The sequence below is a fragment of the Mesorhizobium huakuii genome, assembly GCF_014189455.1.
Lineage (GTDB): Bacteria > Pseudomonadota > Alphaproteobacteria > Rhizobiales > Rhizobiaceae > Mesorhizobium > Mesorhizobium huakuii_A.
Map to the genome: position 1 here is coordinate 3197468 of NZ_CP050296.1, position 16633 is coordinate 3214100.

A 16633-nucleotide genomic window follows, 5' to 3' on the forward strand; every position below is an offset into this window, starting at 1 on the left:
ATGGTGAGCGAGGCTAGCACATAATTGGTAGTCTAGGCCCGCTTTCGACCGAGTGGCAGGTGCTACTGCTCTTCCACGACGCTTATGCCACCGAATTCCGGAAGCCAGTGCAGCGCCGACCGGTGCCATTTCTGTTGTGTCGGCACCAGATCCTCGCGTTGGCGTGCGGTGCCTACCCTGATCCCATAGACCTTCGGGCCGTCGCCGACAGACGTGGCGTAAAGATGCGAACCGCACTCGCCGCAAAAGGCCTGGGCGCGCTTGGCGCCGCTCGATCCGGTCTTGATATAGATTTTTGGCGTGCCCCTGGTAATCCGGTAATGATCCTCGGGCGCGGGAACGGTGACGCGAAAGGCCGTGCCGGTCAGCTGCTGGCAGTCCGTGCAGTGGCAGATCGAGGTCTTTTCCGGGTCGACCTCCGCCTCGTAGGTGATGGCGCCGCAATGGCACCCGCCGTCGATCTTCATGGTTGCTCCTCCCAAATCCGTCGCCTGATCTTAGCAAGGCAATGCGACGGGGCAACGGCGCTGCGCTGGTCCAGGACTAGTTCGATGCCGCCTCGATCAGCTTGCGCCGCTGCTCCCAGGTGCCCGTGGTCTGCGGCTTGACGAACAGCCGCGTGATCTCCGGCATCTCCTTCTTCAGCCGTGCCTCCAGGCGCTCGACACAGGCCTCGATCTCCGGCGCCGTCAGATGGTCCTCGAATTCGATGCTGAGCCCAGCAACGATCTCTTGCGGTCCCATGTGGACGGTCAGGACGCCGTTCGCCCGTTGCACCGCCGGATCCTGCTGGGCGATCGCCAGCACTTTTCTCTGCACCTCGGGCGAGGCCGGTTCGCCGATGAGCAGGCCCTTGCTTTCACGGGCGAGGAAGATCGCCGTCGCGGCGAGGATGAGCGCGATGCCGATCGAGGCGGCACCGTCGAGCTCCGGCATCTCCAGCATCTCTGCCGCCAATATGCCGGCAAAGGCGACGATCAGGCCGAGAAGGGCTGCACTGTCCTCGAACAGCACCGTATAGACGCTCGGGTCCTTGCTCGATTGCAGGGCCTGCAGCCAGCCCTGCTTGCCCTTCTGCCGACGAAACTCCTTCAGTGCCACCATCCAGGAGCTGCCTTCGAACAGGAAGGACAGGGCGAGAACGATATAGTTCACCTTGACGTTGGCGACCGGCTCCGGCGCCATGATATGGACGATGCCTTCGTAGAGCGAGACGCCGGCGCCGAGCGCGAAGACGAGAAGTGCGACGATGAAGCTCCAGAAATAGAGTTCGCGACCATGGCCAAGCGGATGCGTGCGGTCGGCGGGCCGCGCGGCACGGTGCATGCCGTAGAGCAGCAGGCCGCCATTGCCGGTATCGACCAGCGAGTGCACGCCTTCCGACAGCATCGCCGAACTGCCGGTGAAGAAGGCGGCGGCGAATTTGGTCAGCGCGATCGCCAGATTGCCGGCGAGCGCCGCATAGATGACCGTCTTGGAGCCGCCATGCCCGGCCATGCAGTGTTGTCCCCTTCAGGCATACAGTTGTAACGGCCCAGCCGCCGAAGCTCCACAGCCATCACAACGCGCCAATCGCCGGGTCGTTCAAAGTCTTCGAAGGGGCCGGAACGCTATTCGACGATCTCGTCGGTCCACACCTTGAAGCCGGCGAGTGTTCCTGGGCCGAAAATATGCGTCAGCGGCACATCCGCCGCGTCGCGCCCGGAGGCGATCAGGATGCGGCCGATGCGCGGTGCATTGTTGCGCGGGTCGAAGACATGCCAGCGGCCGCCGAGATAGACTTCCATCCAGGCGGCGAAATCCATGCTCGACCACGGCTTAGGCATGCCGATATCGCTGATGTAGCCGGTGCAGTAGCGTGTCGGGATGTTGAGCGCCCGGCAGAAGGTGACGGCGAGATGCGCGAAGTCGCGGCACACGCCACTCTGCTCGCGATAGGCTTCCGCCGCGGTGCGCGTCGGCCGTGCGTTGCCGTAGTTGAAGACGATGTGGTTGTGGACGAAATCGCACACCGCCTGCACGCGCGGGATGCCGAGTGGCGTATGGCCGAACAGCCGCCACGCTTCGTTGGCCAAAAGGTCGCTCTCGCAAAACCGGCTGGGCAGCAGGAACAGCAGCGTTTCCGCCGGCAGGTCGCGCACGTCGTGCTGCCAGGCCATCAACTCGCCCATCTCGAAGGTACCGGGCGCGCGGATCACCGCATCGGTGCCGAAGCTGAACCGCCCGGGCGGCGCGACGAAGCGGTTGCACCAATTGCCGAAACTGTCGCGGTAGCTCTCGATCGGCACCGGCGGATTCGAGGTCAAAAAATCCGGGCGCTCAAGATCGGAGGCGCGGGAATAGTGGACATTGAGCATCGCGATGAGCGGCGTTTCCTGCGGGAAGTCGAAACTCATCTCGCAGCCGATGTGGATCCGCATTGTCGTCCTGACCGGCCTGCCCAGCGATCACCCGGCGAAGGCGCGGGTCGATGCTGCAGTGCGAAGATGAGAATGGCACGGACCGCCGTGGTTTACGAGTAAATTAGAAATTGGTTGAAAGCAGCCGGCCGATGGCTGCGACGGGCGCTGCCCCTTGCAGCGAAGCGTTTCTCTTGTTTCACTTCGCTTCCCGCAATTGGAGGAACGAATCATGGCTAAAGGTGCGATGAAGGCTGGCAAGGAAGCCCGCAAGCCGAAGAAGGATGCCAAGAAGCCGGCGCCCGCCCCCGCCCTGAAGGCGCCGCCGGTCAAGGCGATGCGCATCAAGGAAAAATAGGCCTCGGCAAGTCAGGCGCGGCAAAATCCCGCCGGCGGCATCAGATGATGCCGCCGGGTTGATCGGGCGTTTGGACAACCTATATCAACGGCGCGGGGACGACCCCGCGCCTCCCCGAAAATTCGGTCGGGACGACCCGCCATTATAATCAGCATCTGAGGATCGGCTTCCGCCCGGCCCGATGCTGGATGGAGCGTTCCCGATGTCATGGATTCTTCTGTTTTTCGCCGGCCTGTTCGAAATCGGCTGGGCGATCGGCCTCAAATACACTGACGGGTTCACCAGGCTGGTTCCGACCGTGCTCACGGTCGCGTCGATGATCGTCAGCCTCACACTACTCGGCCTGGCTTTGAAGGCGCTTCCCGTCGGCACTGCCTATGCGGTGTGGACCGGCATCGGCACCGTCGGCACGGCGCTGCTCGGCATCTGGCTGCTCGGCGAACCCGCAACCGCGATCCGGCTCGCCTGCATCGCGCTGATTGTCTGCGGCATCATGGGCCTGAAATTCGCAGCCTGAATGCATGTCGCCCAGAGGCGCTGCCTTCGCACAAACACCTTCAGGGCCGCTGTGAGGCGACCCTGATTCAATATTCGAACTGGCTACGCCGAAGCTGCTAGCGGGCGGAGAAGCCTGGGGGCGTTCTGCCGGTGCGCTGCTTGCGCGCCGCATAGCGTGCGTCGCGTTTCGCCTTGCGTTCGGCTTCGTCAGCCAGCAAACGGGCGATGCGCTCGGTCTCTTCGGCTTCCTTGATCTTCGCTTCAGCCTGTGCTGCCTCTTCGGCCGCAATGCGGGCCGCTTCAGCCGCTGCCTCGCGCTCGGCCTTCTCGACCGCCTCGCGTGCCAGCTTTTCCTGCTTCAGCCTTGCCTTCTCGGCTTCGCGGATTTCGCGGGCCTCGAGGATTGCCTTGCGTTCGGCCTGTCGCGCCAGCACCGCAGGATCATCTGCCGCCGGCTTTGACTTGAAGCGCTCCAGAAGCGCCTTCTTTGCCTCGTTCGCGGCATTGCGCCGCTCGAAAATGTCTTTTTCCCTGTAGATAGCCAAGTCCACTTCCCTGAAGTCAATTCGCGAGGCTTACATACGCGCGAATGCCGAGAGTTCAAGCGCCAAAACGGTATGCCAGCCATGAAATTCCGTGATGTTGCAGCCGGGAGACGCCTTTCCACCCAAACCGACATGCACTGTTCACCGTCCACGCCTCTGGCGGCAAGGCAGGTCGTTCGCTACGTCTAGCGGCAAAACCCAACACCAGGATGACATGACATGGAACTCGGTCTCTACACTTTTGCCGACGTCAGCCCGCAGCCAGGCCCCGGCGCCATCGGCCCGCACGAGCGCCTGCGCAACCTGATCGAGGAGGTTGAACTGGCCGACCAGGTCGGTCTCGACGTCTTTGGTCTGGGCGAACATCACCGGCCCGATTATGCCGCCTCAGCACCGGTCGTGGCGCTGGCCGCGGCCGCCGAGCGCTCGAAACGCATCAAGCTGACCAGTGCGGTCACAGTATTGTCCTCCGACGATCCGGTGCGCGTCTTCCAGCAGTTCGCCACGCTCGATCTTCTCTCGGGTGGCCGTGCCGAGATCATGGCCGGGCGCGGTTCGTTCATCGAATCCTTCCCGCTGTTCGGCTACAATCTCGAGGACTATGACGAGCTCTTCGCCGAAAAGCTGGACCTGCTGCTTGCCATCCGCGATCAGGTGAAGGTCACCTGGTCCGGCAATCTGCGCGCGCCGATCAACGATCGCGGCGTCTATCCCCGGCCCTTCCAGGACAGGTTGCCGGTCTGGATCGCCATTGGCGGCACGCCGCAGTCTGCCGCCCGCGCCGGCGCGCTCGGCCTGCCGCTGGCGCTTGCCATCATCGGCGGCGAGCCGGCGCGGTTCGCGCCGCTGTTCGACCTCTATCGCGAAGCGGCCAAACGCGCCGGCAGTGACCCGGCGGGTCTTGCCACCAGCATCAACGTGCATGGCTTCATTGCCGACACCACCGAGCAGGCCGCCGACGACTTCTACGGTCCGCAGGCCGAGGTGATGAACCGCATCGGCCGTGAGCGTGGCTGGGGCCCGACATCGCGAGCGCATTTCGACCAGTCGCGTGGTCCCAATGGCGCCCTGTTCGTCGGCAGTCCGGAGCAGGTGGCCGAGAAGATCGTCGCCCAGCACAGGATCTTCAACAATGACCGCTTCCTGCTGCAGATGGCGATCGGCACCATGCCGCACGCCAAGATCATGAAGGCGATCGAACTCTACGGCACAAGGGTGGCGCCGATCGTGCGCAAGGAGACGGCGAAGTCCGTGCCTGCGGTGGCAGCGCCGGTTGCATAAGCCACCACTGGCCTTGCCGGCCAAAGGAACCTTGCGGTTGTGCCGGCGTTTTTCCTCTGCGGACTGCGCCAATTGCGGCGCACCGCCGAGGGTCCATGATGAAAGCCGAACCCGCCGCTACCGGCGCAGGCGTTGCCGAAAGCCCGGATCCGCGCGTCGAGGCCCGCGCGGATACCCATCTGATGCGCTCGCTGCTGGTCGGCATCTTCATCTTCATGACCGTCTATGCGCTCTACTTCGGCCGCGCCTTCTTCATGCCGGTCATCCTGGCTTTCCTGCTGGCGCTGACATTGACGCCGATCGTGCGGCTGTTGCGCAAGCGCGGCATTCCCGAAGTGGTTTCGGCAACGCTCCTGGTGCTGCTGTCCATCTGCGTCTTCGCCAGCGCCGGCTATTTGCTCAGCGGTCCTGTCATCGATCTACTCAACAACACCTCGTCGATCGGCCAGCAACTCACCGAGCGGCTGGCGCAATTGCGGCGTCCGCTGGAAAGGATCATGCAGATCTCGCATCAGGTCGAACAGATGACCGAGACCTCGCAGGAGCCGGGCATCCAGAAAGTCGCGGTCTCCCAATCCGGTATCCTGTCGGCGGCCGCCAGCAACATTCTTTCGGCGGGCACGAGCCTCACCATCATCTTCGTGCTGTCACTGTTCTTGCTCTCCTCGGGCACGATGTTCTACGAGAAGATCATCCAGTCCTTCACCAGCCTCAGCGAAAAGAAGCGGGCGCTGCGCGTCGTCTATGATGTCGAGCGCGAAATCTCGCACTATCTGCTCACCGTCACCATCATCAATGCCGGTCTCGGCACCGTCATCGGCCTCGGCCTGTGGGCGCTCGGCATGCCCAATCCGCTGGTTTGGGGTGTCGCCGCGGCACTCCTCAACTTCCTGCCCTATGTCGGCGCGCTGCTGACCATCGTGCTGGTCGCGGTGATGGCTCTGATCAGCTTCGACACCATTTCCTATGCGCTGCTGGCGCCGGCCTTCGTGCTGTTGTGCGATGTCGTCGAAGGCCAGTTCGTGACACCTATGGTGGTCGGCAGGCGCCTGGAGATCAACGCCGTGGCGATCTTCATCGCCATCGCCTTCTGGTCGTGGCTGTGGGGCTTCGTGGGCGCGCTGATGGCGGTGCCGCTGCTGGTCGTCATCAAGGTGTTCTGCGATCATTTCGAGGGGCTTGGCCATGTCGGCAATTTCCTCGCCGCGCAACAAACCGCCGTGGTGGAGGACGAACCCGTCGAGGAGAACAACAAGGCCGCCGCGTAGCTAACTCGCTGTGTTTGCGGCGCCCGGACCGAATGCCTATATCCGGCCGGACAATGGCCGGTGCCCTCCCGATGAACGACGTTTTCTTCGACCTCGACGCCTATCTAGCTCGCATCGGTTACGCCGGTCCGCTTGACGCATCGCTGGATACGCTGAAGGCGCTGCATTTCCTGCATCCGCAGGCAATCCCGTTCGAGAATATCGATCCGTTTCTTGGCCATCCGGTCCGGCTTGACCTTGCCGCGCTGCAGGACAAGATCGTCCTTGGTGGGCGCGGCGGTTATTGCTTCGAGCACAATCTCCTCTTCATGCACGCGCTGAAGGCGCTTGGGTTCGAGGTCGGCGGCCTGGCCGCGCGCGTGCTCTGGGGCCAGAGCGAGGACGCCATCACCGCGCGAAGCCACATGCTTTTGCGCATCGAGCTCGATGGCAAGACCTATATCGCCGATGTCGGCTTCGGCGGCCTGACCCTGACGGCGCCGCTGCTGCTCGAACTGGGCCGCGAACAGGCGACACCGCACGAGCCATTCCGCATCGTCGAGGCCGACGATCATTTCCGCCTGCAGGCTGCCATCGGCGGCGACTGGCGCTCGCTCTACCGCTTCGACCTGCAGCCGCAATACGAGGTCGACTATTCCGTCACCAGCTACTTCCTGTCGACCAATCCGATATCGCATTTCCTGACCACGATTGTCGCGGCTCGCGCCACGCCGGACCGGCGCTACGCTTTGCGCGGCAACCGCCTGTCGATCCATCACCTCGGCGGCCGCACCGAGCAGACAGAGATAGCCACCGCCGCCGAACTCGCCGACACAATGCTAGGCCAGCTCGGCATCATCATTCCCGACCGCACGGCCTTCGAGGCCAAGGTGCGTGAGAAGAACATCGTGGAGACCAACGCATGACCGAACTGTCCGTTCTCGACCTGTCGCCGATCGTGGAAGGCAGCAATGCCTCGCAGTCGCTGGCCAACTCGCTCGATCTCGCCCGCCATGCCGAGCGGTTGGGCTACAAGCGCTACTGGCTGGCCGAGCATCACAACATGCCGGGCATTGCCAGCGCCGCCACCTCGGTGGTTATCGCCCATGTCGCCGGCGGCACCAAAACCATTCGCGTCGGCGCCGGCGGCATCATGCTGCCCAACCATGCGCCGCTGGTCATCGCCGAGCAATTCGGCACGCTGGCCGCCCTGTTTCCGGGTCGCATCGATCTCGGCTTGGGTAGGGCGCCCGGCACCGACATGAACACCGCGCGCGCCTTGCGCCGCAACCTCGAGGCTGGCGTCGACAATTTTCCGCAGGATGTTGTCGAGCTGATGGGCTATTTCCTCCCCGCGGAGGAAGGCCAGCGCTTGCGCGCCGTGCCGGGCGAGGGCCAGAATGTGCCGGTCTGGATCCTCGGCTCCAGCCTCTATGGCGCCCAACTCGCCGCCATGCTCGGCCTGCCCTACGCCTTCGCCTCGCATTTCGCGCCCGCCGAGCTCGATCATGCGCTGGACATCTACCGTTCGCGCTTCCAGCCGTCGGAACAGCTCGACAGGCCGCATGTCATGCTCGGCCTCAATGTCTTTGCCGCGCCCACCGATGCCGAGGCACGGCTGCTGTTCACCTCGCTGCAGCAGGCTTTCGTCAATCTGCGCACCGGCCGGCCAGGACGCTTGCCGCCGCCGGTTGAGAACTATGACAGGGATCTCGACCCGATGGCCAAGACCATGCTCGGCCAGGCGCTGTCCTGCGCCGTCGTCGGCTCTCCCGAAACGGTTCGCCAGGGCATCGACGCCTTCGTGCGCCGCACCGGCGCCGACGAGCTGATGGTCACCGCGCAGATATTCGATCACGCGGCGCGGGTGCGGTCGTTCGAGATCCTTGCTGACGCGCACAAATCGCTGTCGCAGGCGGCCTGACATTTATCCGCCAGGTGCTTTTGCCGGCAGCGATGCTCTGCTAAGTGCGGCGCATCCTTTCGCAGAGCGAGCCTTCCCGTGACCCATGATCGTGACGCCCGCACGCAGTTTGCCATCGATCTGGCGCGGCGGGCCGGCGAACTCGGGCTCGAATATTTCCGCGACCTGGAAAGCCTGACCATCGAGAGCAAGGGCCATCAGGACCTGGTCTCGCAAGCCGACCGCGAGGTCGAGCTGTTCATCCGCGCGGCCATCGCCAAGGACTATCCGCAGGACGGCATCGTCGGCGAGGAACATGCTTCGGTCGCCAGCTCGACCGGCCATGTCTGGGTCATCGATCCCATCGACGGCACCGCCAATTTCGTGCGCGGCATCCCGGCCTGGTGCGTGGTGATCGCTTGCGCCAGGGACGGGGAGACGGTGGTCGGGGTCATCCACGAACCGTCGACCGGCGAAACCTTCCACGGCAGGCGCGGCGGCGGCGCCTTCATCAACGGCAGGCCGATCAAGGCAAGCGCGGCGACCAGCCTGGAGGAAGGCTCGGTGGGGACGGGATTCTCGAACCGGGCCGAGGCGGAAAATATCGCCGTGCTGATCAAGAAAATCCTCGCCGAAGGCGGCGTCTTCTTCCGCAACGCCTCCGGCGCCCCTGATGCTGGCCTATGTGGCCTCGGGCCGGCTGCTTGGCTATGTCGAAGAACACATGAACGCCTGGGACTGCCTGGCCGGCATGCTGTTGATCGAGGAGGCCGGTGGCACCGTTCTTAAGGCGGATCCTAAGACAGTGCTGCAGAGCGGGACGCAGGTCATATCGGGCGGCAAGGGCGTCTATTCGAAGCTGCAGGCGCTTTGTTCAGGGGTGTTCGCGGTTTAGGTTCTCCGTCGCAGGGACAGCTTGGTGCATGCATTGTCTTATGGTGCGCTGGTCGACCCCCACTCCGTCTCGGCTTCGCCGAGCCACCTGCCGGGGCGAGCCACGGGTCTCGCCCGTCCTTCGGACCCCCGATCGACGGGGTAGAGGAAAGGCGCCAAGCTTTTTGCCGTCAACGCTCGTCCAGCAACGCTCCCTTCCTTTCCCTCCGGAGGGGGAAGGTGGCGCTGCGAAGCAGCGACGGATTGGGGGAACCACGTGGCAATCAAGCCTCGTGGGCTGATCAGTCACGCCAATCACAGAAGATCGGTGCATCCCGCAGCCCCCTCCTGAGGGAGAGGAAAGGACCTTGCCGCCGCACCTACGCCAGTTTCGCCAGCAGCTTCGTGAAGGTGGCGATCTCCTTGGCCGAGAGCGGAGCCAGCGTTTCCCTGGTGATCTCGCGCGCCAGCGGGATCAGCCGTTCGATCGCGTCGCGGCCTTCGGCGGTCAGATTGACCAGCAGCCGCCTTTTGTCGATCTCATGCTTGGAAAGCTCGACCAGGCCGCGCGCCTTCAGCCGGTCGATGACACCCTTTACCGTCGCCGCATCCATGGCGATCAGCGTGCCGAGCTGGTTCTGCGAGGTCTCGCCGACATCGCGCAGCTTGGCGAGTGCGGCGAATTGCGGTGGCGTCAGGTCGCCGATATGCGCGGCGAAGATCGAGACATGGCGCTGGTGCGCCTTGCGCAGGATGAAGCCGACTTGCTCCTGCAGGAGGTAATCGTGTTCCTCGGGCTCTTCAGCCTCGACCAGCTTGAGCTCCCCGCCGCTCACCGCAGTCCGTCCCAGGCCTTGATGTCGGCGGCCGCCAACCCGCCCATGCGGTTGTGAACCCGCGCCCGCAGGTCATGGCCAGGCAAAAAAGAATCTCGTCTGGACGCGGCCCGTCGCTGATGCCGACTTCCATAGCGTCGAAATGGCTGCGCACATAGGCGGCGTTGATGTGGCCGAGCGGCACGTCGAGCTTCGAGCCGAAGGCACCGACCTTCTTGGCCGACGGCACGATCGCCTTGGCGTCGCCGAGCCGTTCGCGCATGGCGTAGCCGCCGGGCACATGCCAGAGCGCGCCGTGTTCCAGTTCGCCCGCCGTGCCGACAATGGCGCCCTTGCCGTAGCCGTCGATCTGTTTGACGTCACCACCCAGCGCCGCGATCAGCCGGTCGGAGAGTAGCAGGCCAAGCGGCTTCAGATCGTCCATGGCGCTCTGCAGATCCTCGACATAGCGCCCGGCGAACGGGTTCTTGACCACGGCCATTGCCGCGGCACGCCGGCGCGGCACGTCCGCCACCGGCCCGCCCTCATGAAATATCTCTTCGCTCAGCACCGCGATCTTGCGGATCGGAAACTCAGGCATGGGCAACTTCCTCCCTCGGATTTTTGTTGGGCGCGGCAAGCGCAACCGAGCCGCTGATGCGAGCCTCACCGCCAAGAAACAGCGCCGATCCGGCAATCAGGCCACGCCGGCGAAAATCTTCGGCGACAGCAAGGCCATTGTCTAGCGCCTGCGCCACCTCACCAAATGCCAGCGTGCCGACGGCTTGTGTTACCAGCCGCTCGCCGAGATCGCTGTCTGGCGACAGTTCACGTGCGGGAATGCGCCTGATGGCGGGATTGCCTGGCAGGTCCACCGCGTTGGCGATCAGCGTTGCCGCAGCATCGGCCTCGGCGCCAGTCCGCGCCAGCACGGTGACGGCATCGGCAATGCCGAGCGAAAAGGAGCGGCCGCGCCAGCCGCTGGTGGCGACGCCGCGAACGCCGTCCTCGGCGAGGATCGTGATCCGGTCGGCCATGCCGTTGCCGGTGCCGGCGACCGCCAGGCCGATCGATCGGCCCTTGCCGATGTGAAGAGCGCTGTCGCCGCCATTGTTGACATAGGCACGATCGAGTTTGCGATCGGCAAGCAATGCGGTGAGCATTTCGTCGGCTACCGATCCCGCGACGGCGGCCATCGGTGTGATGAAGCATTCCGCCAAAGGCATGACGGCTGCTTCCATGCGGCGCGCCGTCGGGCCGGCAAAGGTGCGTGGCGCCAGGAAAAACGCCGGGAGCCGCAATTCAGGCAGTTCCTCGACCAACTCGATCAGGATCGTCTGGAAGCGTGCAACCGCTTGCTCATAGGCCAGCTGGCATTCCTGCGCCTCGCCAAAGGCCTCGACGATCAGATCGATCGGCCCGTGGTTGAGATGCAGCCGCTTGCCGTCCTGCAGCCAATGCGCTTGCGGGCCGTCCATCATCCAGTCCCGTTCGACGCGGCGCGCCGCAACTGTGCCAGCGGCGGCCATGGATTGTCGGACGGCGCACCGGTGCCGCGGCGCGGGTTAAGGTATTCGCCGCCCTTGGCGACGATATCCTCGACGCTGCGGATTTCGGCCTCGTAGCCGCCGAGCCTGACATAATCGTCGCGGCGCAAGGTGAATTCGATCGGCGCCACCAGCGCCGGCGTCGGCACATAGCCGAAGGCGCCTTCCGGCACGCGCGTGACATCGACCATCAGCGTGATGCCGCCGCCCGGCCAGACATAGACCGGCGCGCCGCCGACGGTCACATAGGTCTTCAGGCCCTGCACCGAGCGGGTCAGATTGACCGGGTTTTCAGTGACGCCTGCGCGCAGCGAGCCACCGGCGCCGCCGATAAACAGCACGGTGCACAGCGCCGGCTCGCAATTGTCCTCGATCAGATTGACCGACTTCTGCAGCCGCTCCGGAAATGGCTTTTCGACCGGCTTCAATTCGTCGTCGAGTTCGTAGTAGGCGAACTGCTCGCCGGTCGTCGAAACCATCAGCAGCGACAGGCCCGGCCGCGCGCCCTTCTTGGCGTTCCACTCGCCGAGGATCGACAGCGGGTCGGATATGCTGGTGCCGCCCCAGCCGAGGCCGGGCTCGGAGACCTTGAAATAGCGGCCCGGCGTCGAGCGGCGGCCGATGATTTTGATGCCCGTATCCTGCCAGCCCAGCACCTTGCCGGCCTGGTGCTCGGAGACGACGCCGGTGATGTGGTCGTCGACCACCACCACCTCGTCGACCAGCCCGCGCCATTGCGTGGCGAACATGCCGATGGTCGCCGAGCCGCAGCCGACACGCATGCGGTGTTCCTGCTTGCCGTCGATGACAGGTGGTTTGCCGGCTTCGACGATGATGGTGGCGCCGCCGTCGATGGTGAGTTCCACCGGCTTGCGGTTGCACAGATTGAGCAGCGCGTCGCAGGTCGCCCGGCCTTCCGCCTTGGAGCCGCCGGTCAAATGATGCACACCGCCCAGCGACAGCATCTGCGAGCCATATTCGCCTGTTGTGACATGGCCGATCGCTTCGCCTTGCGAGCGTACGATAGCCGTTTCGGGCCCGAGATGACGGTCGGTGTCGATCTTCACCTTGACGCCGCAATACGAAAAAATACCTTCGGTGACGACGGTGACGAGATCGACGCCCTCGACCTCCTGGCTGACGATGAACGGCGCCGGCTTGTAGTCGGGATAGGTGGTGCCGGCGCCGATTGCGGTGACGAAGCGGCTGCCGGTGTTGAGCAACTCGCCATCCCATGCCTCGCCTTCGGCGACGAAGGGAACCATGGAGGCGCCAGTCTCGGCCGCATGGTCGAGGATGGTCAGCGGATCCATGCGCACGATCCGGCCGCCGGAATTGCCGTAGCGGTCGCAGGCGCCGGTGCGGCCATCGGCGATGTAGCACATGACCGGGCAGGCATCGCAACGGATCTTCTCCGCCACCTGCTTCTCGCCGGGATCATGGGTCTCAAAACGCTCGGCAAGCTCGCTCATGCGCGTGCCTCTTTTTCGCGGATGGCGGCGCGGATACGCGTCGGCGTCGCCGGGACCTTGGTGACCAGCACGCCGGTGGCGTGGCGGATGGCGTTGAGGATCGCCGGCGCCGTCGGGATCAGCACATGCTCGCCCAGCCCCTTGGCGCCGAACGGTCCCTCGGGATCGGGAACCTCGACCAGAATGGTCTCGATCGGCGGCACGTCGCCAATGGTCGGGATGAGATAGTCGTGCAGATTCTCGGTGCGGCCGGGGATGTACTCCTCCATCAGCGCCATGCCGATGCCTTGCGCGATGCCGCCTTCGATCTGGCCCTCGACCAGCAGCGGATTGATCGCCCTGCCGACATCATGCGCGGCGGTGATTTTGATCAGCTTCACCGTACCGAGCTTGAGATCGACCTCGAGCTCGGCGATCTGCGCGCCATAACCATAGACGGCGTAGGGCTTGCCCTGGCCCTTGGCATCGAGCGGCAGCGTCGGCGGGTCGTAGGTCTCCTCGGCGCGGAAGACGAAGCCATCGGCGTCCACATCGAGCGTAGCGAGATCGATGCGGCGGGTGGCCTCGCCCTCGCGGATGACAATCGCCGCGCCGTCCAGTTGCAGAGATGCCTTTTCGGAAACATTGGCAAAGCGCAGGATCTTTTCGCGCAAGGCGCGGCCGGCCTTTTCGGCCGCCTTGCCGGTGACAAAAGTCTGGCGCGATGCGGACGTCTTGCCGGCATCGGGGCTGATCGCCGTGTCGGCGCTCTTCAACCGGAATCGTTCCAGCGGCAGGCCAAGCGCGTCGGCGCAGATCTGCGTGATGACGGTGTTCGAGCCCTGGCCGATATCGACCGCCCCCTGGTGCAGGACGACCGTGCCGTCAGCCGCAATGCCGACCCGGATGGTCGACGGATTGGGCAGCGAAGTGTTGCCGCAGCCATACCAGCAGGACGCCACGCCAACGCCGCGCTTCTTATCCCGGTTTTGACTGTTGAAAGCATCCGCGTCAGCCTCCGCCCGCTCCCAGTGCGGCCGCAGCGCCCCGAGGCATTCGGCAATGCCGACGCCGGACTCCAGCCCCTGTCCGGTGACCGTTTCGGAGCCGTTCCGAAGGCAGTTTTTCAGGCGAAAATCGAGGCGGTCGATGCCGAGTTTGTCGGCCAGCTCATCGTAGAGCGTCTCCTGCATGATGGTCGCCTGCGGCACACCGAAGCCGCGGAAGGCGCCGGAGATCGGGCCATGCGTATGGATGGCGCGGCCCTCGGCGCGATAGTTCGGCGTCGCATAGGGGCCGGAAGCGTGCACGGGCACGCGGTTGGCCACCGTCGGACCCCAACTGGCATAGGCGCCGGTGTTGAAATCGCCGGCAAAGATCATGCCGGTGACATGGCCTTCGGCATCGGCGCCAATGGTCGCTTTCATCTCGGCCGGATGACGCTTGGTGGTCGACATCATCGATTCGTTACGGGTGTAGGCGAGCGCCGCCGGCCGGCCGGTCTTCAGCGCGACGAGGCCGATCAGCGGCTGCAGCGAAACGTCGAGTTTCGAGCCGAAGCCGCCGCCGGTCGCGGTCGGCACGATGCGCACCTTGTCGACGGCAAGGCCGAGCACCTTTGCCGTATCGTCGCGGTCCATGTAGGGCGCCTGGGTGCAGGTAACGACGACCAGTGTGTCGCCGTCCAGATAGGCATGGCCGGCTTCCGGCTCGATATAGGCGTGCTCGACATAGGAGGTGTCGATGGCGCCGGAAACCGTGATGGCGGCGGCAGCAAGGGCTGCCTCGGGGTCGCCGCGCTCGACGAAGCCGGAGGTAAGCAGGTTCGAAGGGCGATTTGCATGGATCAGCGCGGCGCCGTCAGCCTGCGCTTCGGCAGGTTGCAGAAAATGCGGCAGTTCGGTCCAGCGGATAGGAAAATCCGACAGGTCGAGATCGAGCATCGCCTCGCGCTCGCCGGCGACCAGCGCCACCGCCTCGCCGCGCAGCCGCGCAAACCCTTCGGCGAGCGCCGGCTGGTCGGCGAACGGACCGATGACGCCAAAACAGTTTTTGCCCGGAATGTCGGCCGCGGTGAAGACAGCGGCGATACCGGGATGCGCCTTGGCCCAGCCGTCGAGATCGCCGAAGGCGAAGCTGGCGTGATAATGCGGCGAACGGACCACGAGTACCGCAAGCGCATTGGCGGGGAAGGAATCGCCGCCGAAGTTCTCAGCCCCAGTGACCTTCGGCACGCCGTCGAGCCTGACAGGGGACGCGCCGATCGCCTGGCCGGATCGGGGCAAGCGGAAATCGAGGCTTACCACTTGCGAGGAGGCATCCATCACCGCCGCGATGATCTTCCGGTAGCCGGTGCAGCGGCACAAAATACCGCCCAGCGCATCCTGCACCTCGGTCTCGGTCGGTCGGGGCTTCGTGTCCAGCAGCGCTGTCGCCGCGACCAGCAGCGCCGGCGTGCAGATGCCGCATTGCGCCGCGCCGTGCGCCAGGAAAGAGGCCTGCAATGCCGACAGCCGGCCGTTGGCCAGCCCTTCGACGGTCGTCACCGATGCGCCGGCGGCCGAGGCCGCCGACATCAGGCAGGCACAGACGGGGTCGCCGTCGACCAGCACCGTGCAGGCGCCGCAATCACCGGCGTCGCAGCCGACCTTGGTGCCGGTCAACTGCAATTCGTCACGCAGCACCTGGGATAGCCGGCGCAGCGGCGGCACATTGACCGAGACGGCGGCGCCATTCACCGCGAAGGCAATGTCGGCGCGTTCGAGGCCAGACTGCATCCCACCCAGATCGGGCAGAGCTTCACGGACTTCAGGCAGAACCTGGCTCATGCGGCCACCATATGATCGTTCATTGGTCCGGCGGCCGTCAGCACGGCCCGGGCAACAATCTCGCGCACGGCGTCGAGCCGGTATTCGGCGCTGCCGCGCACATCGGCGATCGGCGACAGCTCGGTCATCGGCGCGGACTGGATCGCAGCGGCGAGCTGGTGATCCGCAGGCAATCCACGCAGCGCCGTCTCAACACCGGCAAGCCGCTTGGCGACAGCTGAACACGATCCGACGGCGATGGCCGCTTCGGCCACTGTGCCGTTCTCGACGACCAGGCGCGCCGCCACCATCGCGATGGAAATCACGAGATAGCGCCGCGCGCCGAGCTTGACGAAAGCCGACGTACCGGCGGCTGCCAGTTTAGGCACGCGGATGGACGTCACCATTTCACCCGCTTGCAAGGCCGTGCGGCGGTTGCCGAGAATGAAATCCGGCAAGGACAGATGGCGCGTGGCGGTCACCGAACGCAGTTCGACTTCGGCATCGAGCACAAGCAGGCCCGGCACGCCATCGGCGGCCGGCGAGGCGTTGCAGAGATTGCCGGCGACGGAAGCGACGTTCTGGATCTGCGGTGAACCGACCTCGCGTGCCGCCTGTTTCAGCGCATCGAAGGCTGGCGGCAAGGGATGGCGGATGAGATCGGTCCAGGTCGTGCGCGCGCCGATGACAAAGTGGTCGTCCGTCTCGGCGATGCCGCGCAGCGCGGCGAGGCCGTTGATGTCGAGGACATTGTCGCGGAACGGCTTCGCGCCTTGCGCCGGATAGAAATCGGTGCCGCCGGCAAGGATGCGCCAGGCGCCCTCGCCAAGCAGCGCGAGCGCTTCGTCGACCGTGGTGGGTTTTGCGTAACGGATCACGCTTTGCCTTCCCAGAGAGTGGGCCTTCCCC

Annotated in this window: 15 protein-coding genes and 2 pseudogenes; 7 read left to right on the forward strand and 10 right to left on the reverse strand. The window is 64.8% G+C overall.

Going from position 1 to position 16633, the window contains the following annotated elements:
• Positions 1-62: 62 nt before the first annotated feature.
• The 3 genes from HB778_RS15905 to HB778_RS15915 all read right to left on the reverse strand — a co-directional run bounded on the left by HB778_RS15905 (position 63) and on the right by HB778_RS15915 (position 2420).
• Positions 63-467 carry a GFA family protein gene (locus HB778_RS15905; protein ID WP_183464698.1) on the reverse strand — a complete coding sequence of 135 codons (405 nt, stop codon included), beginning with the start codon at positions 465-467 and terminating at the stop codon, positions 63-65.
• 76 nt (positions 468-543) lie between these two features.
• The gene (locus HB778_RS15910; protein ID WP_183464699.1) at positions 544-1497 is read right to left on the reverse strand and encodes a cation diffusion facilitator family transporter; all 954 of its coding nucleotides are present in this window, start codon (positions 1495-1497) and stop codon (positions 544-546) included.
• Between the two features lie 113 nt (positions 1498-1610).
• Positions 1611-2420 (reverse strand): transglutaminase-like domain-containing protein, encoded by an 810-nt coding sequence (locus tag HB778_RS15915; RefSeq protein ID WP_183464700.1) that lies wholly within the window; start codon positions 2418-2420, stop codon positions 1611-1613.
• A gap of 211 nt (positions 2421-2631) precedes the next feature.
• Between HB778_RS15915 and HB778_RS42800 the strand changes: the two genes are divergently transcribed.
• Both HB778_RS42800 and sugE read left to right on the forward strand, forming a co-directional pair.
• Positions 2632-2757 carry a hypothetical protein gene (locus tag HB778_RS42800; protein WP_013891842.1) on the forward strand — a complete coding sequence of 42 codons (126 nt, stop codon included), beginning with the start codon at positions 2632-2634 and terminating at the stop codon, positions 2755-2757.
• A gap of 202 nt (positions 2758-2959) precedes the next feature.
• A complete protein-coding gene (sugE, locus tag HB778_RS15920) occupies positions 2960-3274 on the forward strand; it encodes a quaternary ammonium compound efflux SMR transporter SugE (RefSeq protein WP_027028310.1) in 315 nt (104 codons plus the stop codon).
• Positions 3275-3371: 97 nt separating this feature from the next.
• On the opposite strand, the gene HB778_RS15925 is transcribed toward sugE, so the two are convergent.
• Positions 3372-3800 carry a DUF6481 family protein gene (locus HB778_RS15925; RefSeq protein ID WP_027052925.1) on the reverse strand — a complete coding sequence of 143 codons (429 nt, stop codon included), beginning with the start codon at positions 3798-3800 and terminating at the stop codon, positions 3372-3374.
• Between the two features lie 219 nt (positions 3801-4019).
• On the opposite strand from HB778_RS15925, the gene HB778_RS15930 reads away from it, so the two are divergent.
• The 5 genes and pseudogenes from HB778_RS15930 (at position 4020) to HB778_RS15950 (ending at position 9126) form a co-directional block, all read left to right on the forward strand.
• Positions 4020-5081, forward strand: a complete 1062-nt coding sequence (locus tag HB778_RS15930; RefSeq protein ID WP_183464701.1) for an LLM class flavin-dependent oxidoreductase — start codon at positions 4020-4022, stop codon at positions 5079-5081.
• 98 nt (positions 5082-5179) lie between these two features.
• Positions 5180-6349, forward strand: coding sequence for an AI-2E family transporter (locus tag HB778_RS15935; protein WP_183465104.1), 1170 nt, complete (start codon positions 5180-5182; stop codon positions 6347-6349).
• 71 nt (positions 6350-6420) lie between these two features.
• Positions 6421-7254, forward strand: a complete 834-nt coding sequence (locus HB778_RS15940; protein WP_183464702.1) for an arylamine N-acetyltransferase family protein — start codon at positions 6421-6423, stop codon at positions 7252-7254.
• A complete protein-coding gene (locus tag HB778_RS15945; protein ID WP_183464703.1) occupies positions 7251-8252 on the forward strand; it encodes an LLM class flavin-dependent oxidoreductase in 1002 nt (333 codons plus the stop codon). The genes HB778_RS15940 and HB778_RS15945 overlap by 4 nt, the downstream gene beginning before the upstream one ends.
• A 78-nt stretch (positions 8253-8330) precedes the next feature.
• Positions 8331-9126 (forward strand): annotated as a pseudogene (locus HB778_RS15950) (inositol monophosphatase family protein).
• A gap of 358 nt (positions 9127-9484) precedes the next feature.
• On the opposite strand, the gene HB778_RS15955 reads toward HB778_RS15950, so the two are convergent.
• The 6 genes and pseudogenes from HB778_RS15955 to HB778_RS15980 form a co-directional block, all read right to left on the reverse strand.
• Positions 9485-9940: a MarR family winged helix-turn-helix transcriptional regulator gene (locus HB778_RS15955; RefSeq protein ID WP_183464704.1), complete on the reverse strand. Its 456-nt coding sequence runs from the start codon at positions 9938-9940 to the stop codon at positions 9485-9487.
• Positions 9937-10520 (reverse strand): annotated as a pseudogene (locus HB778_RS15960) (amino acid synthesis family protein). Before HB778_RS15960 ends, HB778_RS15955 begins: the two are co-directional and overlap by 4 nt.
• On the reverse strand, positions 10513-11397 hold the full coding sequence (locus tag HB778_RS15965) for a UPF0280 family protein (RefSeq protein ID WP_183465105.1): 885 nt from the start codon (positions 11395-11397) through the stop codon (positions 10513-10515). Before HB778_RS15965 ends, HB778_RS15960 begins: the two are co-directional and overlap by 8 nt.
• Entirely contained in the window at positions 11397-12938 is a 1542-nt protein-coding gene (locus HB778_RS15970) for a 6-hydroxynicotinate reductase (protein WP_183464705.1), read from the reverse strand. The genes HB778_RS15965 and HB778_RS15970 overlap by 1 nt, the downstream gene beginning before the upstream one ends.
• Positions 12935-15694: a molybdopterin-dependent oxidoreductase gene (locus tag HB778_RS15975; RefSeq protein WP_183465106.1), complete on the reverse strand. Its 2760-nt coding sequence runs from the start codon at positions 15692-15694 to the stop codon at positions 12935-12937. Before HB778_RS15975 ends, HB778_RS15970 begins: the two co-directional genes overlap by 4 nt.
• 47 nt (positions 15695-15741) lie before the next feature.
• Complete coding sequence (locus HB778_RS15980; protein WP_183464706.1) at positions 15742-16602, reverse strand: FAD binding domain-containing protein; 861 nt, start codon at positions 16600-16602, stop codon at positions 15742-15744.
• Positions 16603-16633: the final 31 nt, after the last annotated feature.